At 71.7% G+C, this 21,333-nt stretch carries 22 protein-coding genes; 9 read left to right on the top strand and 13 right to left on the bottom strand.

Annotated features, from left to right (window positions below; all coding sequences use genetic code 11):
* Positions 1–32 precede the first annotated feature (32 nt).
* Positions 33–1,124 (bottom strand): CU044_5270 family protein, encoded by a 1,092-nt coding sequence (locus N8J89_RS01940; protein WP_283662646.1) that lies wholly within the window; start codon positions 1,122–1,124, stop codon positions 33–35.
* Positions 1,121–1,711 (bottom strand): RNA polymerase sigma factor, encoded by a 591-nt coding sequence (locus tag N8J89_RS01935; RefSeq protein WP_283662645.1) that lies wholly within the window; start codon positions 1,709–1,711, stop codon positions 1,121–1,123. Before N8J89_RS01935 ends, N8J89_RS01940 begins: the two co-directional genes overlap by 4 nt.
* A gap of 96 nt (positions 1,712–1,807) precedes the next feature.
* Here N8J89_RS01935 and disA point away from each other — a divergent pair, with 96 nt between their 5' ends.
* Complete coding sequence (gene disA, locus N8J89_RS01930; RefSeq protein ID WP_283662644.1) at positions 1,808–2,887, top strand: DNA integrity scanning diadenylate cyclase DisA; 1,080 nt, start codon at positions 1,808–1,810, stop codon at positions 2,885–2,887.
* Here disA and N8J89_RS01925 read toward each other — a convergent pair whose 3' ends face one another.
* On the bottom strand, positions 2,888–3,595 hold the full coding sequence (locus N8J89_RS01925; RefSeq protein WP_283662643.1) for a DUF4232 domain-containing protein: 708 nt from the start codon (positions 3,593–3,595) through the stop codon (positions 2,888–2,890).
* 172 nt (positions 3,596–3,767) lie between these two features.
* Here N8J89_RS01925 and N8J89_RS01920 point away from each other — a divergent pair, with 172 nt between their 5' ends.
* The gene (locus tag N8J89_RS01920; protein WP_283662642.1) at positions 3,768–4,259 is read left to right on the top strand and encodes a beta-class carbonic anhydrase; all 492 of its coding nucleotides are present in this window, start codon (positions 3,768–3,770) and stop codon (positions 4,257–4,259) included.
* Here N8J89_RS01920 and N8J89_RS01915 read toward each other — a convergent pair.
* Positions 4,256–5,674 (bottom strand): short-chain fatty acid transporter, encoded by a 1,419-nt coding sequence (locus N8J89_RS01915; RefSeq protein WP_283662641.1) that lies wholly within the window; start codon positions 5,672–5,674, stop codon positions 4,256–4,258. The genes N8J89_RS01920 and N8J89_RS01915 overlap by 4 nt on opposite strands.
* Before the next feature lie 42 nt (positions 5,675–5,716).
* Here N8J89_RS01915 and N8J89_RS01910 point away from each other — a divergent pair, with 42 nt between their 5' ends.
* Positions 5,717–6,604 carry an HhH-GPD family protein gene (locus N8J89_RS01910; RefSeq protein WP_283662640.1) on the top strand — a complete coding sequence of 296 codons (888 nt, stop codon included), beginning with the start codon at positions 5,717–5,719 and terminating at the stop codon, positions 6,602–6,604.
* On the opposite strand, the gene N8J89_RS01905 is transcribed toward N8J89_RS01910, so the two are convergent.
* A complete protein-coding gene (locus tag N8J89_RS01905) occupies positions 6,601–6,972 on the bottom strand; it encodes a DoxX family protein (RefSeq protein ID WP_283662639.1) in 372 nt (123 codons plus the stop codon). The genes N8J89_RS01910 and N8J89_RS01905 overlap by 4 nt on opposite strands.
* A gap of 45 nt (positions 6,973–7,017) precedes the next feature.
* Here N8J89_RS01905 and N8J89_RS01900 point away from each other — a divergent pair, with 45 nt between their 5' ends.
* Positions 7,018–7,545 (top strand): 2'-5' RNA ligase family protein, encoded by a 528-nt coding sequence (locus tag N8J89_RS01900; RefSeq protein WP_283662638.1) that lies wholly within the window; start codon positions 7,018–7,020, stop codon positions 7,543–7,545.
* Here the strand turns inward: N8J89_RS01900 and N8J89_RS01895 are convergent.
* The gene (locus N8J89_RS01895; RefSeq protein WP_283662637.1) at positions 7,542–8,312 is read right to left on the bottom strand and encodes an alpha/beta fold hydrolase; all 771 of its coding nucleotides are present in this window, start codon (positions 8,310–8,312) and stop codon (positions 7,542–7,544) included. The two genes, N8J89_RS01900 and N8J89_RS01895, sit on opposite strands and share 4 nt — an antisense overlap.
* Positions 8,313–8,498: 186 nt before the next feature.
* On the opposite strand from N8J89_RS01895, the gene N8J89_RS01890 reads away from it, so the two are divergent.
* On the top strand, positions 8,499–8,813 hold the full coding sequence (locus N8J89_RS01890; protein WP_283662636.1) for an antibiotic biosynthesis monooxygenase family protein: 315 nt from the start codon (positions 8,499–8,501) through the stop codon (positions 8,811–8,813).
* Positions 8,788–9,621 (top strand): SIR2 family NAD-dependent protein deacylase, encoded by an 834-nt coding sequence (locus N8J89_RS01885; protein ID WP_283662635.1) that lies wholly within the window; start codon positions 8,788–8,790, stop codon positions 9,619–9,621. Before N8J89_RS01890 ends, N8J89_RS01885 begins: the two co-directional genes overlap by 26 nt.
* Here the strand turns inward: N8J89_RS01885 and N8J89_RS01880 are convergent.
* Together N8J89_RS01880 and N8J89_RS01875 are read right to left on the bottom strand one after the other, a co-directional pair.
* Entirely contained in the window at positions 9,618–10,676 is a 1,059-nt protein-coding gene (locus tag N8J89_RS01880; protein WP_283662634.1) for an endonuclease/exonuclease/phosphatase family protein, read from the bottom strand. The two genes, N8J89_RS01885 and N8J89_RS01880, sit on opposite strands and share 4 nt — an antisense overlap.
* Before the next feature lie 93 nt (positions 10,677–10,769).
* Complete coding sequence (locus N8J89_RS01875; protein WP_283662633.1) at positions 10,770–13,322, bottom strand: ATP-dependent Clp protease ATP-binding subunit; 2,553 nt, start codon at positions 13,320–13,322, stop codon at positions 10,770–10,772.
* Positions 13,323–13,604: 282 nt separating this feature from the next.
* On the opposite strand from N8J89_RS01875, the gene N8J89_RS01870 reads away from it, so the two are divergent.
* Positions 13,605–14,432 carry a (2Fe-2S)-binding protein gene (locus N8J89_RS01870; RefSeq protein WP_502868404.1) on the top strand — a complete coding sequence of 276 codons (828 nt, stop codon included), beginning with the start codon at positions 13,605–13,607 and terminating at the stop codon, positions 14,430–14,432.
* Positions 14,433–14,449: 17 nt separating this feature from the next.
* Positions 14,450–15,187: a class I SAM-dependent methyltransferase gene (locus N8J89_RS01865; protein WP_283662632.1), complete on the top strand. Its 738-nt coding sequence runs from the start codon at positions 14,450–14,452 to the stop codon at positions 15,185–15,187.
* On the opposite strand, the gene N8J89_RS01860 is transcribed toward N8J89_RS01865, so the two are convergent.
* Genes N8J89_RS01860 through N8J89_RS01850 form a run of 3 tightly spaced genes read right to left on the bottom strand, consistent with a single transcriptional unit; the run spans position 15,184 to position 18,127 of the window.
* A complete protein-coding gene (locus tag N8J89_RS01860) occupies positions 15,184–16,002 on the bottom strand; it encodes an ABC transporter ATP-binding protein (RefSeq protein WP_283662631.1) in 819 nt (272 codons plus the stop codon). The genes N8J89_RS01865 and N8J89_RS01860 overlap by 4 nt on opposite strands.
* The gene (locus N8J89_RS01855) at positions 15,999–17,078 is read right to left on the bottom strand and encodes a FecCD family ABC transporter permease (RefSeq protein ID WP_283662630.1); all 1,080 of its coding nucleotides are present in this window, start codon (positions 17,076–17,078) and stop codon (positions 15,999–16,001) included. Before N8J89_RS01855 ends, N8J89_RS01860 begins: the two co-directional genes overlap by 4 nt.
* Positions 17,075–18,127 (bottom strand): FecCD family ABC transporter permease, encoded by a 1,053-nt coding sequence (locus N8J89_RS01850; protein ID WP_283662629.1) that lies wholly within the window; start codon positions 18,125–18,127, stop codon positions 17,075–17,077. Before N8J89_RS01850 ends, N8J89_RS01855 begins: the two co-directional genes overlap by 4 nt.
* Positions 18,128–18,180: 53 nt before the next feature.
* Here N8J89_RS01850 and N8J89_RS01845 point away from each other — a divergent pair, with 53 nt between their 5' ends.
* The gene (locus N8J89_RS01845) at positions 18,181–19,167 is read left to right on the top strand and encodes an ABC transporter substrate-binding protein (protein WP_283662628.1); all 987 of its coding nucleotides are present in this window, start codon (positions 18,181–18,183) and stop codon (positions 19,165–19,167) included.
* Between the two features lie 101 nt (positions 19,168–19,268).
* Here N8J89_RS01845 and N8J89_RS01840 read toward each other — a convergent pair whose 3' ends face one another.
* Positions 19,269–19,634: a histone-like nucleoid-structuring protein Lsr2 gene (locus tag N8J89_RS01840; protein ID WP_252483096.1), complete on the bottom strand. Its 366-nt coding sequence runs from the start codon at positions 19,632–19,634 to the stop codon at positions 19,269–19,271.
* Positions 19,635–19,770: 136 nt separating this feature from the next.
* Positions 19,771–21,225 carry a lysine--tRNA ligase gene (lysS, locus tag N8J89_RS01835; RefSeq protein ID WP_283666062.1) on the bottom strand — a complete coding sequence of 485 codons (1,455 nt, stop codon included), beginning with the start codon at positions 21,223–21,225 and terminating at the stop codon, positions 19,771–19,773.
* Between the last annotated feature and the right edge of the window lie 108 nt (positions 21,226–21,333).

Here is a 21,333-nt window from a genome sequence, read left to right as displayed (position 1 = left end):
CCTGGGGTCTGTCACGCGCGGTCACCCAACGCTCACCGGGACGGCGCAATGCCCGCCTGAGCTGCGACAGCGGTGCCGACGGTGCTGTGCGAGATGATCGTGCCCCGCCGGAAGTGCTCGCTGTCCTGCCGCACCACGGCGCGCTCGCCGAGGAACCGCCCGGAGGCGGGCTCGATGATGATCTCCGTGCTGCTCAGTTCGTCGGCAAGGCCGAGGGACACGCCGTGCCGCCCGCCGAGGTCGACCGCACCGTCCTTCACCGTGATGCCGGGCAGCAGGCGCAGCGCCTGGTACAGCCGGTTGCGGACCTCGGTGCGCAGGCGGCCGGTGCGCAGCGCGGCACGGGCGTTCTCGAAGGCCCCGCTCTCCGCGAGTTCCGGTCGCAGGCCCGCGCGCAGCCGTTCGTAGAGCGCGGCCGGATCGGCGGGCAGCGCGTCCTGCCAGGCCGGCGTCGGGGTCTGCCAGCTGCCCGCGCGCTCCCGCTCGCGGACCACCTCCGGCGGGGTCACCGGGCACGGCGGCTGCTCGCACGCCGACAGCTCACCGGCGGCGTCGAACTCCCCGCGCGGCGCGCGCTTGTCCACCGGCGGCCCGACGGGGTCCAGCGGCAGCCCGGCGGCCCGGTACTCGGCCTCGGTGACGCCAAGGGTCCACTGCCGGTTGCCGGTCAGGCGTTCCCTGCGCACCCACTCGGCGTTCTCGTCGAACGGGATCCAGGTCTCCCGGAGGGTCTCCTCCAGGTAGCTGTAGGTCTTGTCCGCCTGCGCCGCGCTGGCCGAGTCCCAGGAGCGGACGACCACGTACCGGTACTCACCGGGGCGCAGCGGGCGGTCGCCGTCCGCGCCCTTGGCCGCGGTGGCCAGCACGTCCCTGGCGTCGGCGGTCGCGCCGCCGGTGGTGAAGGTCTGCGCCAGCAGCGCGCCGGTGGTGACCACGGCGACCGCGGCCGCCGCGACCAGCCAGCGACGGGCGGCACGGCGCGGCGGGGTCGCGGGCGTCTCCGCCGCGGTCAGCAGGCGCGCCCTGGCCGCGGCCAGGGCTTCCGGGTCAGGAGCGGCCTCCGGGCGCAGGTTCGCCAGCGCGGCGTCCAGCTCGTCCTCGCGCCACCCGCGGTGCTCGGTCATCGGGGGTCCTCCTTGCCGTGGTCTGGGGCGTGCGCGCGCAGCTCGCGCCGGACGCGGTGCAGCCGGGAGCGGACGGTGCCGACCGGGATGTCCAGGGCCTCGGCCACCTCGGTGGAGTCCAGGCCGGCCCAGGAGGTCAGCAGCAGCACGTCCCGGTCGCCGGGGGCCAGGCCGGCCAGCGCGGCGGCCAGGCCGAGGGTGGCGGCCTCCGCGTCCACCATGGCCGCGACCCGGCCGTCGTGGCCGTCCTCGGGCCGCTGCCGGGCCGCGGCGCGGGCGGTGGCCTGGTAGCCGCGGACCTCGGCGCGCAGGTGGCCGCGCAGCAGGTTGGTGGCGATCCCGTACAGCCAGGAGCGCACCGCGGCCCGAGCCGGGTCGTAGCTGTGCCTGCGCTGCAGCGCGACCAGGAAGGTCTCGCTGACCAGGTCGTCGGCCGCGCCCGCGCCCACCCGGCGGGCCAGGTAGCGGTGCAGCGCGGCGGCGTGCGCGTCGAACAGCGACCCGAACACGGCGGCCGGTTGCGGACACGACAGGTCGGGGCGCTCGGCCTCGGCAGGGGGCGGCGCCCCTGGGCGGCGTTCGGTCATCGTCCTCACAACCAGTGTTGTCCGCCGGGAGTCGAGGCGTTCACGCGTTCGTGGCCGAACGTAGACTCCGGTGTCGGATCGGGCAGGAGGGACATCGTGAGCGAGCGGACGCAGTCGGAGCTGGTGTGGGCCACCCTGGCCCGGCTCGCGCCCGGCACGGCGCTGCGGGACGGCCTGGAGCGGATCCTGCGCGGCCGCACCGGCGGGCTGATCGTGCTCGGCCACGACGAGGCGGTGGAGTCGATCTGCGACGGCGGCTTCCGGCTGGACGTGGAGTTCAGCGCCACCCGGTTACGCGAACTGTCCAAAATGGACGGCGCGATGGTGCTGTCCACCGAGGCGGACCGGATCCTGCGCGCCAACGTGCAGCTGGTGCCGGACCCGACCATCCCGACCGAGGAGTCCGGCACCCGGCACCGCACCGCCGAGCGCACCGCGATCCAGACCGGGCACCCGGTGGTCTCGGTGAGCCAGTCGATGAGCATCGTCAGCGTCTACGTGGACGGGCGCAGGCACGTGCTGACCGACTCGGCCACCATCCTGTCGCGGGCCAACCAGGCACTGTCCACTTTGGAGCGTTACAAGGCCCGCCTTGACGAGGTGGCGCAGGCGCTGTCCGCGCTGGAGATCGAGGACTTCGTCACGCTCAAGGACGCGATGACCGTGGTGCAGCGGCTGGAGATGGTGCAGCGCATCGCGGACGAGATCGGCTGGCACGTGGTCGAGCTGGGCGCGGACGGCCGGTTGATCGAGCTCCAGCTGGACGAGCTGGTCGGCGGGGTCGAGCTGGACCGCGAGCTGGTCATCCGGGACTACCTGGTGGACGAGCCCGGCGCGCCGAGCGCGGACCAGGTGGTCGCGGCGCTGGACGCGCTGGACGGCACCGAGCTGCTGAACGTGGCCGCGATCGCCGCTGCCTTCGGCTTCCCGGCAGGTCCGGAGTCGCTGGACGGCCAGGTCAGCCCGCGCGGCTACCGGCTGCTGGCCAGGGTGCCCCGGCTGCCCGCGCCGGTGCAGCACCGGCTGGTCGAGCACTTCGGCTCGTTGCAGGCGCTGCTCGCGGCCACCGCGGACGACCTGCAGACCGTGGACGGCGTCGGCGACACCAGGGCGCGGATGGTCCGCGAGGGGCTGTCCAGGCTGGCCGAGTCCTCGATCGTGGACCGCTACGGCTGATCAGCGGAGCCGGAACGGGGCCGGCGGGCTGGCCAGGTCGTCGACCTTGGCCACCACCGAGTAGTCCCCGACAGGCACCGTCTTGCGCTTGCCCGCGCAGTTCGGCGCGGACGTGCGGCCGTGCCAGGCCAGCCGGAACACCGCGGTGCCGCCGGGTTCCAGGGTGCGCAGGTCGGGGTTGCGGCCGGGGTAGCAGTCGTTGCTGGACCAGAGCCGGGCGCCGTCCTGGCCCAGCACCAGGATCTCCTGCACCTTCGGGTCCAGCTCGCGGGTGCACGGCACCGGGCCGGTGTTGGTGACCACCAGGCGGAACTCCGGCCGCTGGCCCACCCGGTACTCGGGTGCGCCGACCTCGGCGACCACCTGGGTGACCTCGTTCGGGCAAGGCTGCGGCGGCCCTGGCGGCGGAGGCGGGGGTGGGGGCGGCGGCGGCGGTGGTGGGGTCGCCTCCGAGGGTGGCGGGGCCGCACTGCTCGGCGGCGGCGCGGCCACCGGGCTGCTCGGCGCGGAGGAACCCGGTGTGGCGATGCCCCGCGCGGCGGCCGCCGCGCGCAGTTCGGCCAGCTCGCGCTCGGTGTCGTCGCTGCCGCCGAAGGCGAGGCCGACGGCCCACACCCCGAGCAGTAAGACGAGCACGAACGCGCCAAGGGCTACCGCGCGCCGGCGCCAGTACACCGACGGCGGGTGAGGTCCCACCGGATCGAGCACAGGCAGACGGTAACGCCCCGGTTGCTCCAAATGACGTAATTCGTCGTTACGCCGTTTGGCGTGTTGCGTGCGCAACCAAGGTCCGGCCGAACGCGTGAGTTTGCTCAAAGTCATCTTGCCGGTTCGCCCGCCGCGGGTTTCCATCAACACAGCCGCAGCTGAGGGGAGTGTCATGACCGCGATCGACGATCTGCTCCAGCGCAACGCCGTGGCAGGCGAACTGGGCCACCCGGAGATCCCTTCTCCGAAGCCCTCCCTGCACCTGGCGATCGTGACCTGCATGGATGCCCGGATCAAGGTGTTCGACGTGTTCGGCCTCCGGCACGGCGAGGCGCACATCCTGCGCAACGCCGGCGGCGTGGTCACCGACGACATGATCCGCTCGCTGACCATCTCCCAGCGCAAGCTGGAGACCCGCGAGATCATCGTCATGCAGCACACCAGCTGTGGCCTGATGACCTTCACCGAGGACGAGTTCAAGGACGAGCTGGAGCAGGAGACCGGCCTGCGCCCGCCGTGGGCCCTGGAGGCCTTCCGCGAGGTCAAGGACAGCGTCCGGCAGTCCGTGCAGCGGGTGCGCCGCAGCCCGTTCCTGGAGCACACCGAGCACGTGCGCGGGTTCGTCTACGACGTGGCCACCGCGCTGCTGCACGAGGTGATCTAGGGGAAGCCCAGGGTCCGCGCGAACAGGGTGACCACGATCAGCACGGTCGGGAAGCAGACCAGGAACATCGCGAACGTGTAGCCCATGATGTCGCGGGCCTTGAGCCCGAGCACGGCCAGCGTCGGCAGCATCCAGAACGGCTGGAGCAGGTTGGCGCTGGCCTCGCCCAGGTCGTAGACCACCACCATCCAGCCCTGGTGCACCTGGAGCTGGTTGGCCGCGTCCAGCACGTACGGCGCCTCGATCACCCACTTGCTGCCGCCGCTGGGCACGAACACGCCCAGCACGCAGGAGTAGATCGCGATCAGCGCCGGGTAGAGCACCGGGTTGGAGATGTCCACCAGCCAGCCCGCGATCGCCCCGGACAGGCCGGTGAAGGCGATCATGCCGAAGATGCCGCCGTAGAGCGGGAACTGCAAGAGCACCCCGGCCGCGGCCGGCGCGCCCGCGCGCACCGCGGCGACCAGGCGGTGCGGCCGCCAGTGCAGGATCAGCGCGAGCAGCAGCAGGACCAGGTTGATGGTGTTGAGGTCCAGCGCGTTCAGCGGGCTGCCGGTGGCGTTGGCGAAGTGCCGGACCAGGTACCAGGAGCCGAGGGCGAACAGCAGCACGGAGAACACCGGGCTGCGCTCCAGCCAGTCGCCGGGACGGCCCTTGGGCTCCGGTTCGGCCGGGCCGACCAGCGGGCGCAGCTCGATGCCCAGGTCGGCGGCGGTCTTGGCGCGCTCGCCGATCGGCGCGATCACCGCGGCGGTGACCACGGCGACCACGAAGACGATCAGCGTGGCCACGATCCCCTGCCACAGGAAGATCGTCTCGGTGAGCGGGATCAGCCCGGACCCGCGCCCGGCCTTGATCACCTCCTGCACCGCCTTGGGGCTGGAGTCCGCGCTGGCCACCTGGAGCGCGGCCGAGCCGGACAGGCCCTGCGCCCACACCGTGCCCAGGCCGAGGAAGGCCATCGCGCCCAGCGCCCGGTAGTCCACCCCGCGCACCAGCCTGGCGATCTCCTTGGCCAGGATCGCGGTGAAGATCAGGCTGAACGCCCAGTTCAGGTACGAGGTGAGCATGGAGGCGGCGGCGGTGAAGGTGATCGCCGCGCGCGGGGTCTTCGGGATCCTCGCCAGCCAGGCGATCACCTTGGCCACCGGGCGCGCGGTGGCCAGCGCGTACCCGCCAATGATGATCATGGCCATCTGCAGGGTGAAGGTGACCAGGCTCCACACGCCCTTGCCCCAGGCGTCCACCATGGTGGTCAGCCCCTGACCGGTGGCCAGGCCGAGCAGCAGCACCAGGAAGGTGCCGACGAGCACGAAGCCGAAGGCGTCCGGCAGCCAGCGTTCGGTGAACGCGGTGAACCGCAACGCGATCCGGGCCGCCAGGTTGTCCTGGGGCGGGGCTTGGCGGGTGGCCATGTTTCCTCCGCGGGCGGGGTGGGTGCGAGGATTGTGCACGCTATGGCGACTGTTGTTTCCCTGGATCCGGACACGCTTGTCGGCTGGTTCGACCGTGTCGCCCGTGACCTGCCCTGGCGGGACCCCGACTGCACCGGCTGGGGGGTGCTGGTCAGCGAGATCATGTTGCAGCAGACCCCGGTCGCGCGGGTGGAGCCGATCTGGCGCGAGTGGCTGGCGCGCTGGCCGGCGCCCTCGGCGCTGGCCGCGGCGAGCCAGGGCGAGGTGCTGCGGGCCTGGGGCAAGCTGGGCTACCCGCGCCGGGCGCTGCGGCTGCACGCGGCGGCCACCGCGATCGCGGCCGAGCACGGCGACGTGGTGCCCTCGGACGTGGACACCCTGCTGGCGCTGCCCGGCATCGGCGCGTACACCGCGCGGGCGGTGGCGGCCTTCGCCTACGGCCAGCGCTGCCCGGTGGTGGACACCAACGTGCGCCGGGTGGTGGCGCGGGCGGTGCACGGGGCGGGCGACGCCGGTCCGCCGTCGACCACCAGGGACATGGCCGATGTCGAGGCGCTGCTGCCAACGGACCCGGCACGGGCCGCGCGGTACTCGGCGGCGCTGATGGAGCTGGGCGCGGTGGTGTGCGTCGCGCGCTCGCCCCGCTGCGCGGACTGCCCGGTGTACCAGGACTGCGCCTGGCAGCGGGCCGGGCGACCGGCGTACGCGGGCCCGGCCAAGGTGGTGCAGAAGTTCGCCGGCACCGACCGGCAGGTGCGCGGGCGACTGCTGGACGTGCTGCGCGGCGCACCGGGCCCGGTGCCGAGGGCGGCGCTGGACGCCGCCTGGGACGAGGCCGGTCAGCGGGACCGGTGCCTGCACTCGCTGCTGGTGGACGGCCTGGTGGAGCAGACCGACGACGGGCTGTTCGGGCTACCCGGCGAGGCTTAGAGCGGGTACGGGCCGAACCGGCCCCAGGCGATGACCACGGCCAGCACCAGGAAGATCGCCGACGGCGGGAGCTGGCCGTACTCCTTGCGCCGCACGTGCACGATCACCGCGCCCAGCATGGTGATCGCCAGGCCGAGGGCGGCGATCGGGACCAGCACCGGCGCGATGCCGGTGACCGCGGGCAGGATCAGGCCGAGCGCGGCGAGCACCTCCACCGCGCCGATGGTGCGGAACAGGCCGTCGGAGAAGTCCTCAGCCCAGCCCATCTTGCCGAGCAGCTTCTCGCGGCCCTGGATGAGCTTGGCGGCGCCCGCGCCGAGCATGGCGGCGGCGAGCACGATCTGCAGGATCCACAGCACGGTGTTCATAGCGGCTCCAGATGGGCCAGGTGCACGGACTAGCGTGCTGCGATTGTGGCGGACGCACTGGAGATGTTCTTCGACCCCGAGGCCGACACGGCGGTGCGCGGGCTCTGGCGCGCGCTGGAGGCGGCCGGGGTGCCCAGCCTGGCCACGCTGAGCCACCGCGCGCACCAGCCGCACATCTCGCTCGCGGTGGCCGGGCAGATCCCGGCCAGGGCCAGGGCGGAACTGCGCGCGGACCTGGCGCTGCTGTCCATGCCCGGTCTCTGGCTGCACAACGTCGGGGCCTTCGCCACCAGCGAGAACGTGCTGATGCTGGCCGCGGTGGTGGACGCCGAGCTGCTCGCGGTGCACTCGGCCGTGCACGACGTGCTGGCCGGGCGGGTCAAGCACCCCTCGGCCTACTACCTGCCCGGTTCCTGGGTGCCGCACTGCACGCTGGCCCAGGGCGTCACCGGCGCGGAGCTGGCCGCCGGGTTCGCCGCGGTGCACCCGTACCAGCCGATCCGGGCGGGCGTGTCCGCGATCGGCGTGGTGGACACCCGCACCGGCGCCGTCGACGAGCTGTGGTCGGCCTAGCGGCCCAGGACCTCGCTGACGAATGCCTCCACCGCGCCGCGGTACTGCTCGGGGGTCTCGTAGTGCACGACGTGACCGGCGCCCTCGGCCAGGAAGTAGCGGCCGTCCCCGGCCCGCCGGGCCACCTCGGCGATCTGGCCGGGCGGCATCGCCGAGTGCTCGGCCTCGATGGCCAGCAGCGGGCAGCGCACCGCCTCGACGAAGGACCAGTACTCCCGCTCGCCCCACTCCCCCGCGATCTCGTAGAGGTCCGCCAGGTCGGCGGTGAGCCGGTAGCCGTCCGCGGTCTCCTCGAAGCACTCGATGAAGTAGTCGCCGACCTCGGTCCGGTCCGCGCCGAAGAAGGCGCGCACCGCGGCCAGCGAGGTGAACGGCACCGGCCAGGCGGCGAACCAGTCCCGCCACACCTCGACGGTCTTGCCGCGCTGGTCGGGGGCCATGTCCTCGGACACCACGGCCCGCACCAGCTCCGGGTGCCTGGCCGCCAGCGCCCAGGCGTGCAGGCCGCCCATGGAGTGGCCGATCACGATCGCCGGCCCCAGGTCCAGCTCCCTGATCCGCGCGGCCGCGTCGTCGGCGAAGACCTCAGTGCGCCAGGGCTTGTCCCTGGTGGCGCGGCCGTGCGCGCGGGCGTCCAGGCCGACCACCCGGCCGTAGCGGCGCAGCCACTGGGCGGTGGACCACCAGGTGCTGGCCCGGCCCATCAGCCCGTGCAGCAACAGGATTCCCGGTCCCTCGCCGCCGAAGTCGACCACGCCATCGCGCATGCCAGCCAGGCTAGTGGTCCGGCTCGGAAGGGTGGCCTGATATCGGCCGTGCCACGGCGCGTCCGGCAAGGCGCCGGGGCACCCTCGTACTGGACCGTACGTGGGTGTCCCGGCAACGCCGCCGGTCGCGTCGTGGGGCGGTCGAGATCAGGCCACCCTTCCCAGCCGGACCACTAGGCTGGCCGCATGGCCGTTGTGAAGATCAATGCGATCGAGGTGCCGGACGGGTCCGGTGCGGAGCTGGAGAAGCGGTTCGCCGCGCGGCTGGGCGCGGTGGAGAAGGAGCCGGGCTTCCTCGGCTTCGAGCTGCTCCGCCCGAAGGCGGGCGAGGAGCGCTACTTCGTCTACACCCGCTGGGAGACCGAGGAGCACTTCCAGGCGTGGATGGGCGGTTCGGCCAAGGCCGCGCACGCCGGTGAGCGGGCCAAGCCGGTGGGCACCGGGTCCAGCCTGCTGGAGTTCGAGGTCGTGCTCAGTGCCGGACCCAGCGCCGCGGACTGAGCTGGCGCGCGCCGCGGAGCTGCTCCGCGGCGCCGACGCCCTGCTGGTGTGCGCCGGCGCGGGCATGGGTGTGGACAGCGGCCTGCCGGACTTCCGCGGTGACGCGGGCTTCTGGCGGGCCTACCCGCCCTACGCCGCGCTCGGCCTGCGCTTCGCCGAACTGGCCGACCCGATGCACTTCGCCGAGGACCCGGCGCTGGCCTGGGGCTTCTACGGGCACCGGCTGGCGCTGTACCGCTCGACCGTGCCGCACGCCGGGTTCGGCATCCTGCGCAAGTGGGGTGAGCGGCTGCCGCGCGGGCAGTGGGTGTTCACCTCCAACGTGGACGGGCAGTTCCAGTCAGCCGGGTTCGGGGGGGTGGCGGAGTGCCACGGCTCGATCCACCACCTCCAGTGCGCGGGCTCCTGCTCGGAGGACATCTGGTCCGCCGACGGCTTGGCGGTGGAGATCGACCCGGACACCATGCGCGCAGTCGGCGAGCTGCCCAGCTGTCCCGGCTGCGGCGGGCTGGCCAGGCCCAACATCCTGATGTTCGGCGACTACGACTGGGTCGGCCACCGCAGCCAGGCCCAGCTGGACGCCTGCACTGCCTGGCGGCGGGAGCTGCGCGGGGCGAACCTGGTGGTGGTCGAGATCGGCGCCGGGCAGGCCGTGCCCACCGTGCGCAGACAGGCCGAGCTGGCCAGCGCGGCCGGTGGCGGGCTGATCCGGATCAACCCGCGCGAGCCGGCGGTCCGGCACGGCCGAGGGGTCTCGCTGCCGATGACCTGCCTGGACGCTCTCACCGAGCTGGACCGGCTGCTCTAGGGGCCGGAGCCCGGCACGGTGAAGGTGGCCAGGACCGAGCGGTGCGCGCTGCCGGCCACGTCGAAGACGTCGAAGCGGTCCACCGGGCAGCGCTTGTCCACCAGCACGTGGTCCAGGGTCACCGGCGGCGGGAACGCGCCCCTGGCCGGCCAGGTGCTGGTCAGCCCGGCGCCCGCCTGGTCCGCGGCGTCCTGGTAGCCCTGGCCGAGCAGGCGGCGCAGCGGCGAGTGGTCCAGGGTGGCGTTGAAGTCACCGGCGAGCACCCTGGCCGGGCCCTCGGTGCGGGGCTCGGGCAGCGCGCCCAGGTCCAGCAGCCAGGACTCGGCGCCCTTCGGGCCCACCGGGTCCCTCGGGTGCACCGCCATGACCTCCAGGCCGCGCGGGCCCGGCAGGTTGACCAGCGCGGCGGGCTGGGCGTACGCGCCGGGCGCCGGGGTGCGGCCGAGCGCGATCCTGGTCAGCGGGTGCCGGGCGGCGATGCCGGTGCCGGTGGCGCCCGCGCCCGGCTCGAACACCCGGAACGGCAACTCCTGGCCCAGCCCGGCCGCGTCCAGCGCGGCCACCGCCTCCGGGGTCAGCTCCTGCAGGCTGAGCACGTCGGCCTTGGCGCCCCTGGCCAGCTTGACCACGGTCGCGGCGTCCGCCCGGCCGAAGAACAGGTTCACCGACAGCACCCTGACCTGGGTGCCGACCGCGATCGGCCGCGCCTTCACGAACGCCCTGGGCAGCACGATCATGCCGAGCAGCACGGTGCACAGCACCAGCACGATGGCCAGCAGCCAACGTTTGAGCAGCAGCGCGAGCACCGCCAGCACCGCGGCCGCGGGCAGCGCGTACGGGGTCAGCGCGATCGCCGCGGCGGCGTGCTTCTGCTGGTCGAAACCCACCCCGCGCAGCGCGCTGAGCACCACCACCGGCGCGGCCACCAGCAACAGCAGCACCCCGGCGAGCTTGCCGCCCGGCCGCCGCCGCTTCGGCTCCACCGGCTCCGGCGGCCGCGGCGCGCCACGACGCGTCAGCGGCGTCGTGTCGGCCTCGATCCGTGAGTGGGTCACCCCACCAGAGTGCCTGAACATCCGGCCCGGGGCGGGGAAATGCGGAAGGGGCAGGTCACCGAAGTGGCCTGCCCCTCCCGGGTGGTGCGTTGGTCAGCCGTTGGTGCCGGTGCCCGCTTCGGGCTCGTCACCGGCCGGGCCGGCCAGGTCGACGGGCGGCGCGTCCGGCACGCGGGTCGGCTTGGCCTCGCCGCGGAAGACGAACTTCACCTTGTCGTCCGGACCCTCGCCGTCCCAGCCCTCGACGTCGCAGATGATGATCTGCCCGGGCTGGATCTCGCCGAAGAGGATCTTCTCCGACAGCTGGTCCTCGATCTCGCGCTGGATCGTCCGGCGCAGCGGCCGGGCGCCGAGCACGGGGTCGAAACCGCGCTTGGCCAGCAGCTTCTTCGCCACCGGGGTGAGCTCCAGCGACATGTCCTTGTTCCGGAGCTGGGTCTCCACCCGGTTGATCATCAGGTCGACCATCTTGATGATCTGTTCCTCGGTGAGCTGGTGGAAGACGATGATGTCGTCGATCCGGTTGAGGAACTCGGGGCGGAAGTGCTTCTTCAGCTCGTCGTTGACCTTCTGCTTCATCCGGTCGTAGTTCGAGCCGGCGCCGGTGTTGGCGGTGAAGCCGAGGCCGACGGCCTTGGAGATGTCCTGGGTGCCGAGGTTCGAGGTGAAGATGATCACGGTGTTCTTGAAGTCCACCGTGCGGCCCTGACCATCGGTCAGGCGGCCGTCCTCGAGCACCTGGAGCAGCGTGTTGTAGACCTCCTGGTGCGCCTTCTCGATCTCGTCGAAGAGCACCACGGAGAACGGCTTGCGCCGCACCTTCTCGGTGAGCTGACCGCCCTCCTCGTAGCCGACGTACCCGGGGGGCGCGCCGAAGAGCCGCGAGGCGGTGTAGCGGTCGTGGAACTCGCCCATGTCGATCTGGATGAGCGCGTCGTCCTCGCCGAAGAGGAACTCGGCCAGCGCCTTGGACAGCTCGGTCTTACCCACACCGGAGGGACCGGCGAAGATGAACGAGCCGGACGGACGCTTCGGGTCCTTCAGACCGGCACGGGTGCGGCGGATCGCCTGCGAGACGGACTTGACCGCCTCGAACTGGCCGATGATCCGCTTGTGCAGCTCGTCCTCCATGCGGAGCAGACGCGAGGTCTCCTCCTCGGTGAGCTTGAAGACGGGGATGCCGGTCCAGTTCGCCAGCACCTCGGCGATCTGCTCCTCGTCGACCTCGGCGACGACGTCGAGGTCACCGGCCTTCCACTGCTTCTCCCGCTCGGCCTTCTGGCCCAGCAGCTGCTTCTCCGCGTCCCGGAGCTTGGCCGCGCGCTCGAAGTCCTGCGCGTCGATCGCGGACTCCTTGTCCCGGCGCACGTCGGCGATCTTCTCGTCGAACTCGCGCAGGTCCGGCGGCGCGGTCATCCGGCGGATCCGCATCCGGGCGCCGGCCTCGTCGATCAGGTCGATCGCCTTGTCCGGCAGGAAGCGGTCGTTGATGTAGCGGTCGGCCAGGGTGGCCGCCTGCACCAGCGCGCCGTCGGTGATGGAGACGCGGTGGTGCGCCTCGTACCGGTCGCGCAGACCCTTGAGGATCTCGATGGTGTGTTCCAGCGAGGGCTCGCCGACCTGGATCGGCTGGAAGCGCCGCTCCAGCGCGGGGTCCTTCTCGACGTGCTTGCGGTACTCGTCCAGCGTGGTGGCGCCGATGGTCTGCAGCTCACCGCGGGCGAGCATCGGCTTCAGAATGCTGGCCGCGTCGATCGCGCCCTCGGCGGCGCCCGCGCCGACCAGGGTGTGGATCTCGTCGATGAACAGGATGATGTCGCCGCGGGTGCGGATCTCCTTGAGCACCTTCTTCAGGCGCTCCTCGAAGTCACCGCGGTAGCGGGAACCGGCCACCAGCGAGCCGAGGTCGAGGGTGTAGAGCTGCTTGTCCTTGAGCGTCTCGGGCACCTCGCCCTTGACGATCCGCTGGGCAAGGCCCTCCACGACCGCGGTCTTGCCGACGCCGGGCTCACCGATGAGCACCGGGTTGTTCTTGGTGCGGCGGGACAGCACCTGCATGACCCGCTCGATCTCCTTCTCGCGCCCGATGACCGGGTCGAGCTTGCCCTCGCGGGCGGAGGAGGTGAGGTTGCGGCCGAACTGGTCCAGCACCAGCGAGGAGGACGGGGTGCCCTCGCCGCGGCCGCCGGACTCGGCGGGTTCCTTGCCCTGGTAGCCGGAGAGCAGCTGGAGCACCTGCTGCCGCACCCGGTTCAGGTCGGCGCCCAGCTTCACCAGGACCTGGGCGGCCACGCCCTCGCCCTCGCGAATCAGGCCGAGCAGGATGTGCTCGGTGCCGATGTAGTTGTGGCCGAGCTGGAGCGCCTCCCGCAGGGAGAGCTCGAGAACCTTCTTCGCCCTCGGCGTGAACGGGATGTGCCCGCTCGGCGCCTGCTGGCCCTGACCGATGATCTCTTCGACCTGCTGGCGCACGCCTTCAAGGGCGATGCCCAGCGACTCCAGCGCCTTGGCGGCGACACCCTCACCTTCGTGGATCAAGCCCAGAAGGATGTGCTCGGTGCCAATGTAGTTGTGGTTCAACATCCTGGCTTCCTCCTGGGCCAGGACAACCACCCGCCTCGCGCGGTCGGTAAACCTTTCGAACATTCGCACTCCCTGACTGCTGCGCCGGCGGCCCTCGACCCCAGTGTTCGCTCCCGGGTCGGCACCGTAGGGCCACTCTAGTCGGCCCGACTTCTTCCTTCCGTCCTCACACTCTCGCTACTGACCGACACAACGAGTGTGAGGTGGACACAATTCCACCGGATCGGCGGTGTCCGCTGAGCGCGAACAAGCTGCCGTCTGGCGACCGGATCACCCCGATGGCGGAACACCTGATCACCCTAGGTTAGGTTAGGCAAGCCTGACCATCGATCGAGGAGATCCCGGGTGACCGTCCGTCTGGCGCCGAGCGCACTGGCCGCCTCGCTGGCCGGTGTCGACACCTCGCGCGGACACGTTGCGGTGCGCTTCGGGACTCCGGATGACTCCTGGCGGGTCTGCGCCGACCTGCTGGCCGACCCGGCCCAGTTCGACCGGTGGCGGAAAGACCTCGCTGTCTGGCTCAACGAGCACTACGACGGAAATGTTCCGGACCGCACCACCGCGGGCTACGTGCTGGCCTGGTATCTCCAGGTACCCGCCTACCTGGGTGCCATCCTGTTCCACACCGCCCGGCGGGTGCCCTGGCTGCGGCCGGGCGACCTCGCATTCCGTCTTTCGGGTGATCGTCCGCATCCCGACGGCATCGCGCTGCTTTCTGCCGGTTTTGTCTGCCTGCCCGAGGACCCGGCGGCCGGCACGCCAGAGGCGACCGTGGTCAGGGACGAGGCCGCGCTGGCCGGGGTGCTGCGGGCCCGCTTCGCCGGGCACGCCAGGGAGTTCGTAGCGGCCTACGGCCCGACCACCCGGCTGGGCAGGCACATGCTGTGGGGCGCGGCCACGGACGCGCTGGACAGCGCGCTGTGGCAGACCGGCCGGATGCTCGGCGACGAGGGCGCCGGCGTGGCCGGGGCCGCGCTGGTGCTGCCCGAGCTGATCGAGCCGTTCACCTCGCCGTCCCGGCTGTACCCGGTGCACGGCGAGGGCCGCACGGTGTGGACCCGGCGGCGGGAGAGCTGCTGCTTTCACTTCGCACTGGAGGGCCAGCGTGCCTGCGCGACCTGCCCGAGGGTGTCCGCGGCCGAGCGGGAAAAGCGGGTGCTCGCCGACTCCTGAGGCGGTTCACTGCGCCGGTGGACTGGGTGCGGGACTTCTACTCCAGGACCGGCGCGTGGTGGGCCGAGGCCGACGCGAAGGTCACCGAACGGGACGAACGGCGGGTGCGGCTGCTGCGCGCGCACGGCCCCGCGGCGGGCCGGGTGCTGGAGCTGGGCTCGGGCTACGGCACGACCGCGGTGGCCACCGCGCGGGCCGGGTACGCGGTGACCGCGGTGGAGGTCAGCGACCGGGTCAGCGCCGCGCCCGAGCTGACCCACGAGCGGCTGACCAGCGTGCGGGCCGACTTCTTCGAGGTCGAGCTGCCGGGGGACTTCGACGCGGTCTGCTACTGGAACGGCTTCGGCGTGGGTTCGGATGCCGACCAGCGCAGGTTGCTGACCCGGATCGCGGGCTGGCTGCGGCCGGGCGGGGTGGCGCTGGTGGACGTGTTCAACCCGTTCGTCTGGGCCGGTTGGCACGGCGACGAGGAGCACCTGCTGCCCGATCCGGCCCGCGGTTACCGGCACGAGCTGCGCGAGCGGACCAGCTTCGACCCGGTCACCTGCACCGCGACCGACACCTGGTGGGACGTGGCCGAGCCGGACCGGAAGCTCACCCAGACCCTGCGCTGCTACACCCCGGCCGACCTGGGCCTGCTGCTCACCGGCACCGGACTGGCGCTGTCCGGGATCGTGCTCGGCGAGGACGAACCGCCAGGCCCGGGGCTGTTGCGGGAGCACCACGAATATCTCGCGGTGCTGCGGCCCGGCTAGAGCTGGTGGCGGCTGCCCACCGGCACGACCAGCGGGGTGCCCGCGACCGGGTCCGCGATCACCTTGGCCTCCAGTTCGAAGACCTCCCGGAGCAGGTCCTCGGTGAGCACCTCGGCGGGCGGCCCCTGGGCGACGATCTTGCCCGCGCGCATGGCGACCAGCCGGTCGGCGTAGCGGGCGGCCAGGTTGAGGTCGTGCAGCACCATCACCACGGTGCGGCCGGCCTCGGCGTGCAGCCGGTGCACCAGGTCCAGCACGTCGACCTGGTGGGCCAGGTCCAGGTAGGTGGTGGGCTCGTCCAGCAGCAGCAGGTCGGTGCCCTGGGCCAGCGCCATGGAGATCCAGGCGCGCTGGCGCTGGCCGCCGGAGAGCTGGTCCAGGGTGCGCTCGGCGAACTCCAGCATGCCGGTCATCCGCAGCGCCTCGGCCACGGTGCCCTCGTCGTCGCTGGACCACTGCCGGTACCAGGACTGGTGCGGGTGGCGGCCGCGGGCGACCAGGTCGGCCACGGTCAGGCCCTCCGGCGCGGTCGGGGTCTGCGGCAGCACGCCGAGCACCTTGGCCACCTCGCGGGTGGGCGTCTGGTCGATCCGCTTGCCGTCCAGCAGCACGTGGCCGCGCTGCGGGCTGATCAGCCGGCCCAGCGCGCGCAGCAGGGTGGACTTGCCGCAGCCGTTGGGGCCGATCACCGCGGTCACGGTGCCGTCCAGCACGGCGAAGTCCAGGCCGTCGACGACCACGTTGTCGCCGTAGGCCAGGGTCAGCTCGCTGGCGGCGAGGCGGGTCGCTGGGGCGGCTGTGGGCAGCGCGGTCATCCGCGTACCTCCCGATAGCGTCGGACGAGCAGGAACACCAGGTAGGGGGCGCCGAGGATGGCGGTGACGATGCCGACCGGCAGTTCGACCATGCCGAAGGCGGTGCGGGCGAGCACGTCGGCGGTGACGGTGAGGGCGGCCCCGAGCACCGCGCTGGCCAGCAGCGGCGGCTGGGCCAGGCCGGAGAGGCGCAGCGCGATCTGCGGCACGGCCAGCGCGACGAACTCCACCGGGCCGGCCGAGGCGGTGGCCACCGCGGCCAGCCCGACCGCGGCCAGCACTAGCAGCGAGCGGCTCAGCTCGACCCGCACGCCGAGCGCGCGCACGGTGTCGTCGTTGAACTGCAGCGCGCCCAGGGTGCGGGCGCCGAAGAGGGTGAGCGGAACCAGCACCGCCAGCGCGATGGCCACCGGCACCACGTGGTCCCAGCCGCGGGCGTTGAGGCTGCCGGTCAGCCACACCATGGCCCGGCCGGCGTCGGCCACGTCGGAGAGGGTGAGCAGCCAGAAGGTCACGTTGGACAGCACCGCGTGCACGCCGATGCCGACCAGCACCAGCCGGAAGCCCTCGATGCCACGCCGCCAGGCCAGCAGGTAGACCACCGCGGCGGCGAGCAGGCCGCCGAGCAGCGCGGCCACCGGCAGCGCGACCGAGGACAGGTAGCCGCTGAGCCCGCCGGCGGAGCCGCCGAACATCACCACGGCCACCGCGCCCGCCCCCGCGCCCGCGCTCACCCCGAGCAGGTCCGGGCTGGCCAGCGGGTTGCGCGCGATGGACTGGGTGATCGCCCCGGCCAGGCCGAGCGCGGCGCCGACCAGCGCGCCGGTCAGCGCCCTGGGTAGCCGCAGGTCGAACAGGATGAACCGGTGCGCCTCCTCGCCGCCGCCGAACAGCGCGGCGAAGACCTCGCCCAGGCTGATCGGGAAGTCGCCGAGGGTCAGGTTGAGCGCGAGCACGAAGACCAGCGCGGCCAGGCCGAGCACCGGCACGGCCGCGGCGCGCAGCCGCAGCGTCCAGGAGCCGCCGCCCAGCCGCAGCGCGGGACGGCCGGGCACCGGCGCGAGCTTGGTGGTCACAGGCTCACCAGCTTCCGGCGGCGCACCAGCACCACGAAGAACGGCGAGCCGACCAGCGCCAGCATGATGCCCACCTGGAGCTCGCCCGGCCTGGCCAGCACCCGGCCGAGCACGTCGGAGACCAGCACCAGCACCGCGCCGATCAGCCCGGCGTAGGGCAGCAGCCAGCGGTAGTCCGGCCCGGTGATGGCGCGGGCCAGGTGCGGCACGATCAGCCCGACGAACCCGATCGGCCCGCAGGCCGACACCGCGGCCCCGGTCAGCAGGGTCACCGCGGCGATGCCCACCGCCCTGGTCAGCCAGATCCGCTGGCCGAGCGAGCGGGCCACGTCGTCGCCGAGGGAGATCGCGTTCAGGCCGGGCCCGTTGACCAGCGCGAGCAGCAGTCCGGCCAGCAGGAACGGCAGCACCTGCAGGATGATCTCCGGGTCCCGGCCGGCCAGCGAGCCGCTGCGCCAGAACCGGAAGGTCTCCAGGCTCTGCGCGTCCAGCAGGATCAGCGCGGAGCTGAGCGCGTACAGGAAGGAGGAGACCGCCGCGCCGGAGAGGGCCAGCGTCACCGGGGTCGGCCCGCCCCGGCCCCTGGTGCCCGCGGAGCCGATCGCGAAGACCACCACGGTGGCCAGCAGCGCCCCGGCGAAGGCGAACCAGACGAAGCTGTACAGGTCGGTGAAGCCGAAGGTGAAGATCGCCAGCACCACCGCGAACGCCGCGCCCTGGTTCACCCCGAGCAGGCCGGGATCGGCCAGCGGGTTGCGGGTGTGCCCCTGCAGCAGCGAGCCCGCGATGCCCAGGGCCAGGCCGACCAGCAGACCGAGGATGGTGCGCGGGATGCGCAGCGAGTTCACGATCAGGTCGTTCTCCGCGCCCGTCGGCGCGGTCAGCGCGTGCCACACGTCGGCCAGCGGGACCGGCTTCGCGCCGATGGCCACACTGGCCACCAGCGACAACACCAGCGCGGCGGTGAGCAGCGCCAGGCCGAGCACACGTCGGCGCCTGCGCACCGGGACCGGAACCGCGGACCCGGGCGCGATCGCGGCACGGGTCATGCTGCGGCTCCTATCCTCTACTGAGGCAAGCCTAACCGAATGGAAGGACCGCTATGACCAGGCCCAGGACGCTGGCCGTCCTCGCCGTCACGGCCGTGCTCGTCAGCGCCTGTGGCGGTGGCGGCAGCCCGCAGACCAGCTCGACGGCCCCCGGGGGGTCGGCCGCCGGGTTCCCGCGCACGATCGAGCACGCGATGGGCAAGACCACCATCGAGAAGCAGCCGGGCAAGGTGGCCGCGCTGGACAGCTCCTACGTGGACGCGGTGTTCGCGCTGGAGACCCAGCTGGCCGCCTACACCCAGTTCCCGGCCACCGGGGACAAGTTCCCGGACTACCTGGCGGCCGAGGCGGAGAAGTACGCCAAGAACGCCAAGCCGGTCGGCCAGCTGGAGCAGGCCAGGCTGGAGCAGGTGCTGGTGGCCGACCCCGACCTGATCCTCTCCGCCAAGGTCCGGCACGAGAACCTCTACGCCGCGCTGTCGGCGCGCAAGCCGACCGTGTTCAGCGCGGAGACCGGCAAGACCTGGAAGGACAACATCCGGCTGGCCGGCAAGGCGCTGGGCAAGGAGCAGCTGGCCGAGACCAAGATCAAGGCATATGAGGACCGGGCGGCCAAGGTCGGCGCGGCGATCAGGGCCAAGGCGGGCAGGACGCCGACGGTCTCGGTGGTCCGGTTCGTGGACGGGCCGACCAGGGCCTACTCGATGAACAGCTTCATCGGCATCGTGCTCAAGGACGCCGGTCTGGGGCGGCCCGCGGAGCAGAACGACCCGAACGCGGCGCAGATCTTCGTCGAGCTGAGCCCGGAGAACATCCTGCGCGCCGATGCCGACCAGGTGTTCGTCACCGCCTTCCCGGATGCCAAGGGCGACTCGGTGAAGGCGAAGGAGAAGTTCCAGGCCAATCCGCTGTGGGCGCAGCTGAAGGGCCAGGTGCACGATGTTTCGGATACCACCTGGATCTCGTCGGTGAGCCTGCAAGGCGCGCACGTGGTGCTGGACGACCTGGCGAAGGCTTTCGGCGTCGATCCCGGTAAGTGATCAAGCCATATAGCACAGGACGGGACTCGCCGCACGGCTACAAACCGGCAGCGGGTCCCGTCCTGTATTGAAATATCCAAGTGTGACCGTTAACGGCCGGTTCAGTTCTCCTGGTGGAACTGCTGGAGCACGTCCGCCGGGATGCGGCCCCGGTCCGAAACCTTCATGCCGCGCTTGCGCGCCCACTCACGAATCGCCTGGTTCTGCTCGCGATCGGCGGAAGCGACCCGCCCGGCCGCCCGGCCCGCGACACCGGCTGAACGCCCGCCTGCCGAAGAGGTGCGCCGACGGCCGCCGGTCCGGCGGGCACTCGCGACATAGGACGCGAGCGCGTCCCGCAGCTTCGTCGCGTTGTCCCCGGAAAGGTCGATCTCGTAGGACACACCGTCGACCGCGAACTCGACGGTCTCTTCCGCTTCCGAACCGTCCAGGTCGTCGACCAGGGTTCGGACGACTCTCTCCGCCATGCGCTTGTTCCTTCCTGAAACCCCAGTGGCTGCCGGCGAAGGCTCCCGGCGTGTAGTTCGTCTGTGAAGACTACGCGGAGATTAGCGCACAATCAGCATGAGGAACACTCGCCACACGGTCTCAAAGTGGTGAACGTCATTCCGGTCGGACTAGCGGGAACAGGATCGTCTCCCGGATACCGAGGCCGGTGAGCGCCATCAAGAGCCGGTCAATACCCATTCCCATACCGCCACTGGGTGGCATTCCGTACTCCAGCGCACGCAGGAAGTCCTCGTCGAGCCGCATCGCCTCGACGTCGCCCGCGGAGCCCAGCCTGGCCTGCGCTTCCAGGCGTTCCCGCTGGATAACGGGGTCGACGAGTTCGGAGTATCCGGTGGCCAGCTCGAAACCGCGGACGTAGAGGTCCCACTTCTCCGCGACCCCGGCCTGGCTGCGGTGTTCCCTGGTCAGCGGGGAGGTGTCCACCGGGAAGTCACGCACGAAGGTGGGCGCGTGCAGGTGGTCGCCGACCAGGTGTTCCCAGAGCTCTTCAACCAACTTTCCGTGTCCGGCAGCCGGGTGAACTTCGACTCCGCGCGATTCCAGGTGCTTGCGCAACAACTCAACCGGAGTCGCCGGGGTGATCTCCTCACCAAGGGCTTCGGACAGTGATCCGTACATAGTCAGCGTGGTCCACTCGCCGGACAGGTCGTACTCCGATCCGTCCGCGAGCGTGACCGTCTGACTACCGAAAACGGCGTCCGCGGCTTCCTGCACCAACTCCCGGGTGAGCTGGCCAATGGTGTCGTAGGAACCGTAAGCCTCGTACGCCTCAAGCATCGCGAACTCTGGTGAGTGCGAGGAGTCCGAACCTTCGTTCCGGAAGTTCCGGTTGATCTCGAAGACCTTCTCGATCCCGCCTACCACACAGCGCTTGAGGTACAGCTCGGGCGCGATCCGCAGGTAAAGGTCGATGTCGAACGCATTGGAGTGGGTGGTGAACGGACGAGCGCTGGCACCGCCGTGCAGCGTCTGCAACATCGGCGTCTCGACTTCGGTGAAAGTCCGCCGGTGGAAGGACTCCCGCAGCGAACGCATCACACCGGCCCGGATACGCACCGCATCCCGTGCCTCCGGCCGGAGCAACAGGTCGACATAACGCTGCCGGACCCTGGTCTCTTCGGAGAGCTGCTTGTGGGCAACGGGCAACGGGCGCAACGTCTTGGCCGCGAGTTCCCATTCGGTGACCATGACCGACAGTTCCCCACGGCGCGAAGTGGCCACCTCGCCGCGCACGAACACGTGATCACCGAGATCGACATCGGACTTCCACGCGGCCAGCGCTTCCGCGCCCACCTTGTCCAGGCTCAGCATCGCCTGCAGCTCAACGCCGTCACCCTCGCGCAGGGTGGCGAAACACAACTTCCCGGTGTTCCGCTGGAACATGACCCGGCCGGTCACGCCGACGATTTCCCCGGTGGGGGTGTCCGGCGCAAGATCGGGATAAGCCGCCCTGATCTGGGCGAGGGAGTGCGTGCGGTCCAGCACGACCGGATAGGGCGCCTTGCCCTCGGCTAGCAGCCGCTCCCGCTTTTCGCGCCGGACGCGCATCTGCTCCGGCAGGTCGTCGTCGCTGGTTACGGGCTGGTGCTGCGGCTGCTCTGTCACGGCAACACAGGTTACGGAGTGCCCGGAGAGCAATGCGAACGGGATAGGTTC

This window comes from Crossiella sp. CA-258035, from assembly GCF_030064675.1.
GTDB lineage: Bacteria > Actinomycetota > Actinomycetes > Mycobacteriales > Pseudonocardiaceae > Crossiella.
Note: the sequence above shows the minus strand (reverse complement) of the source record. Positions and strands in the feature narration are given on the sequence as shown.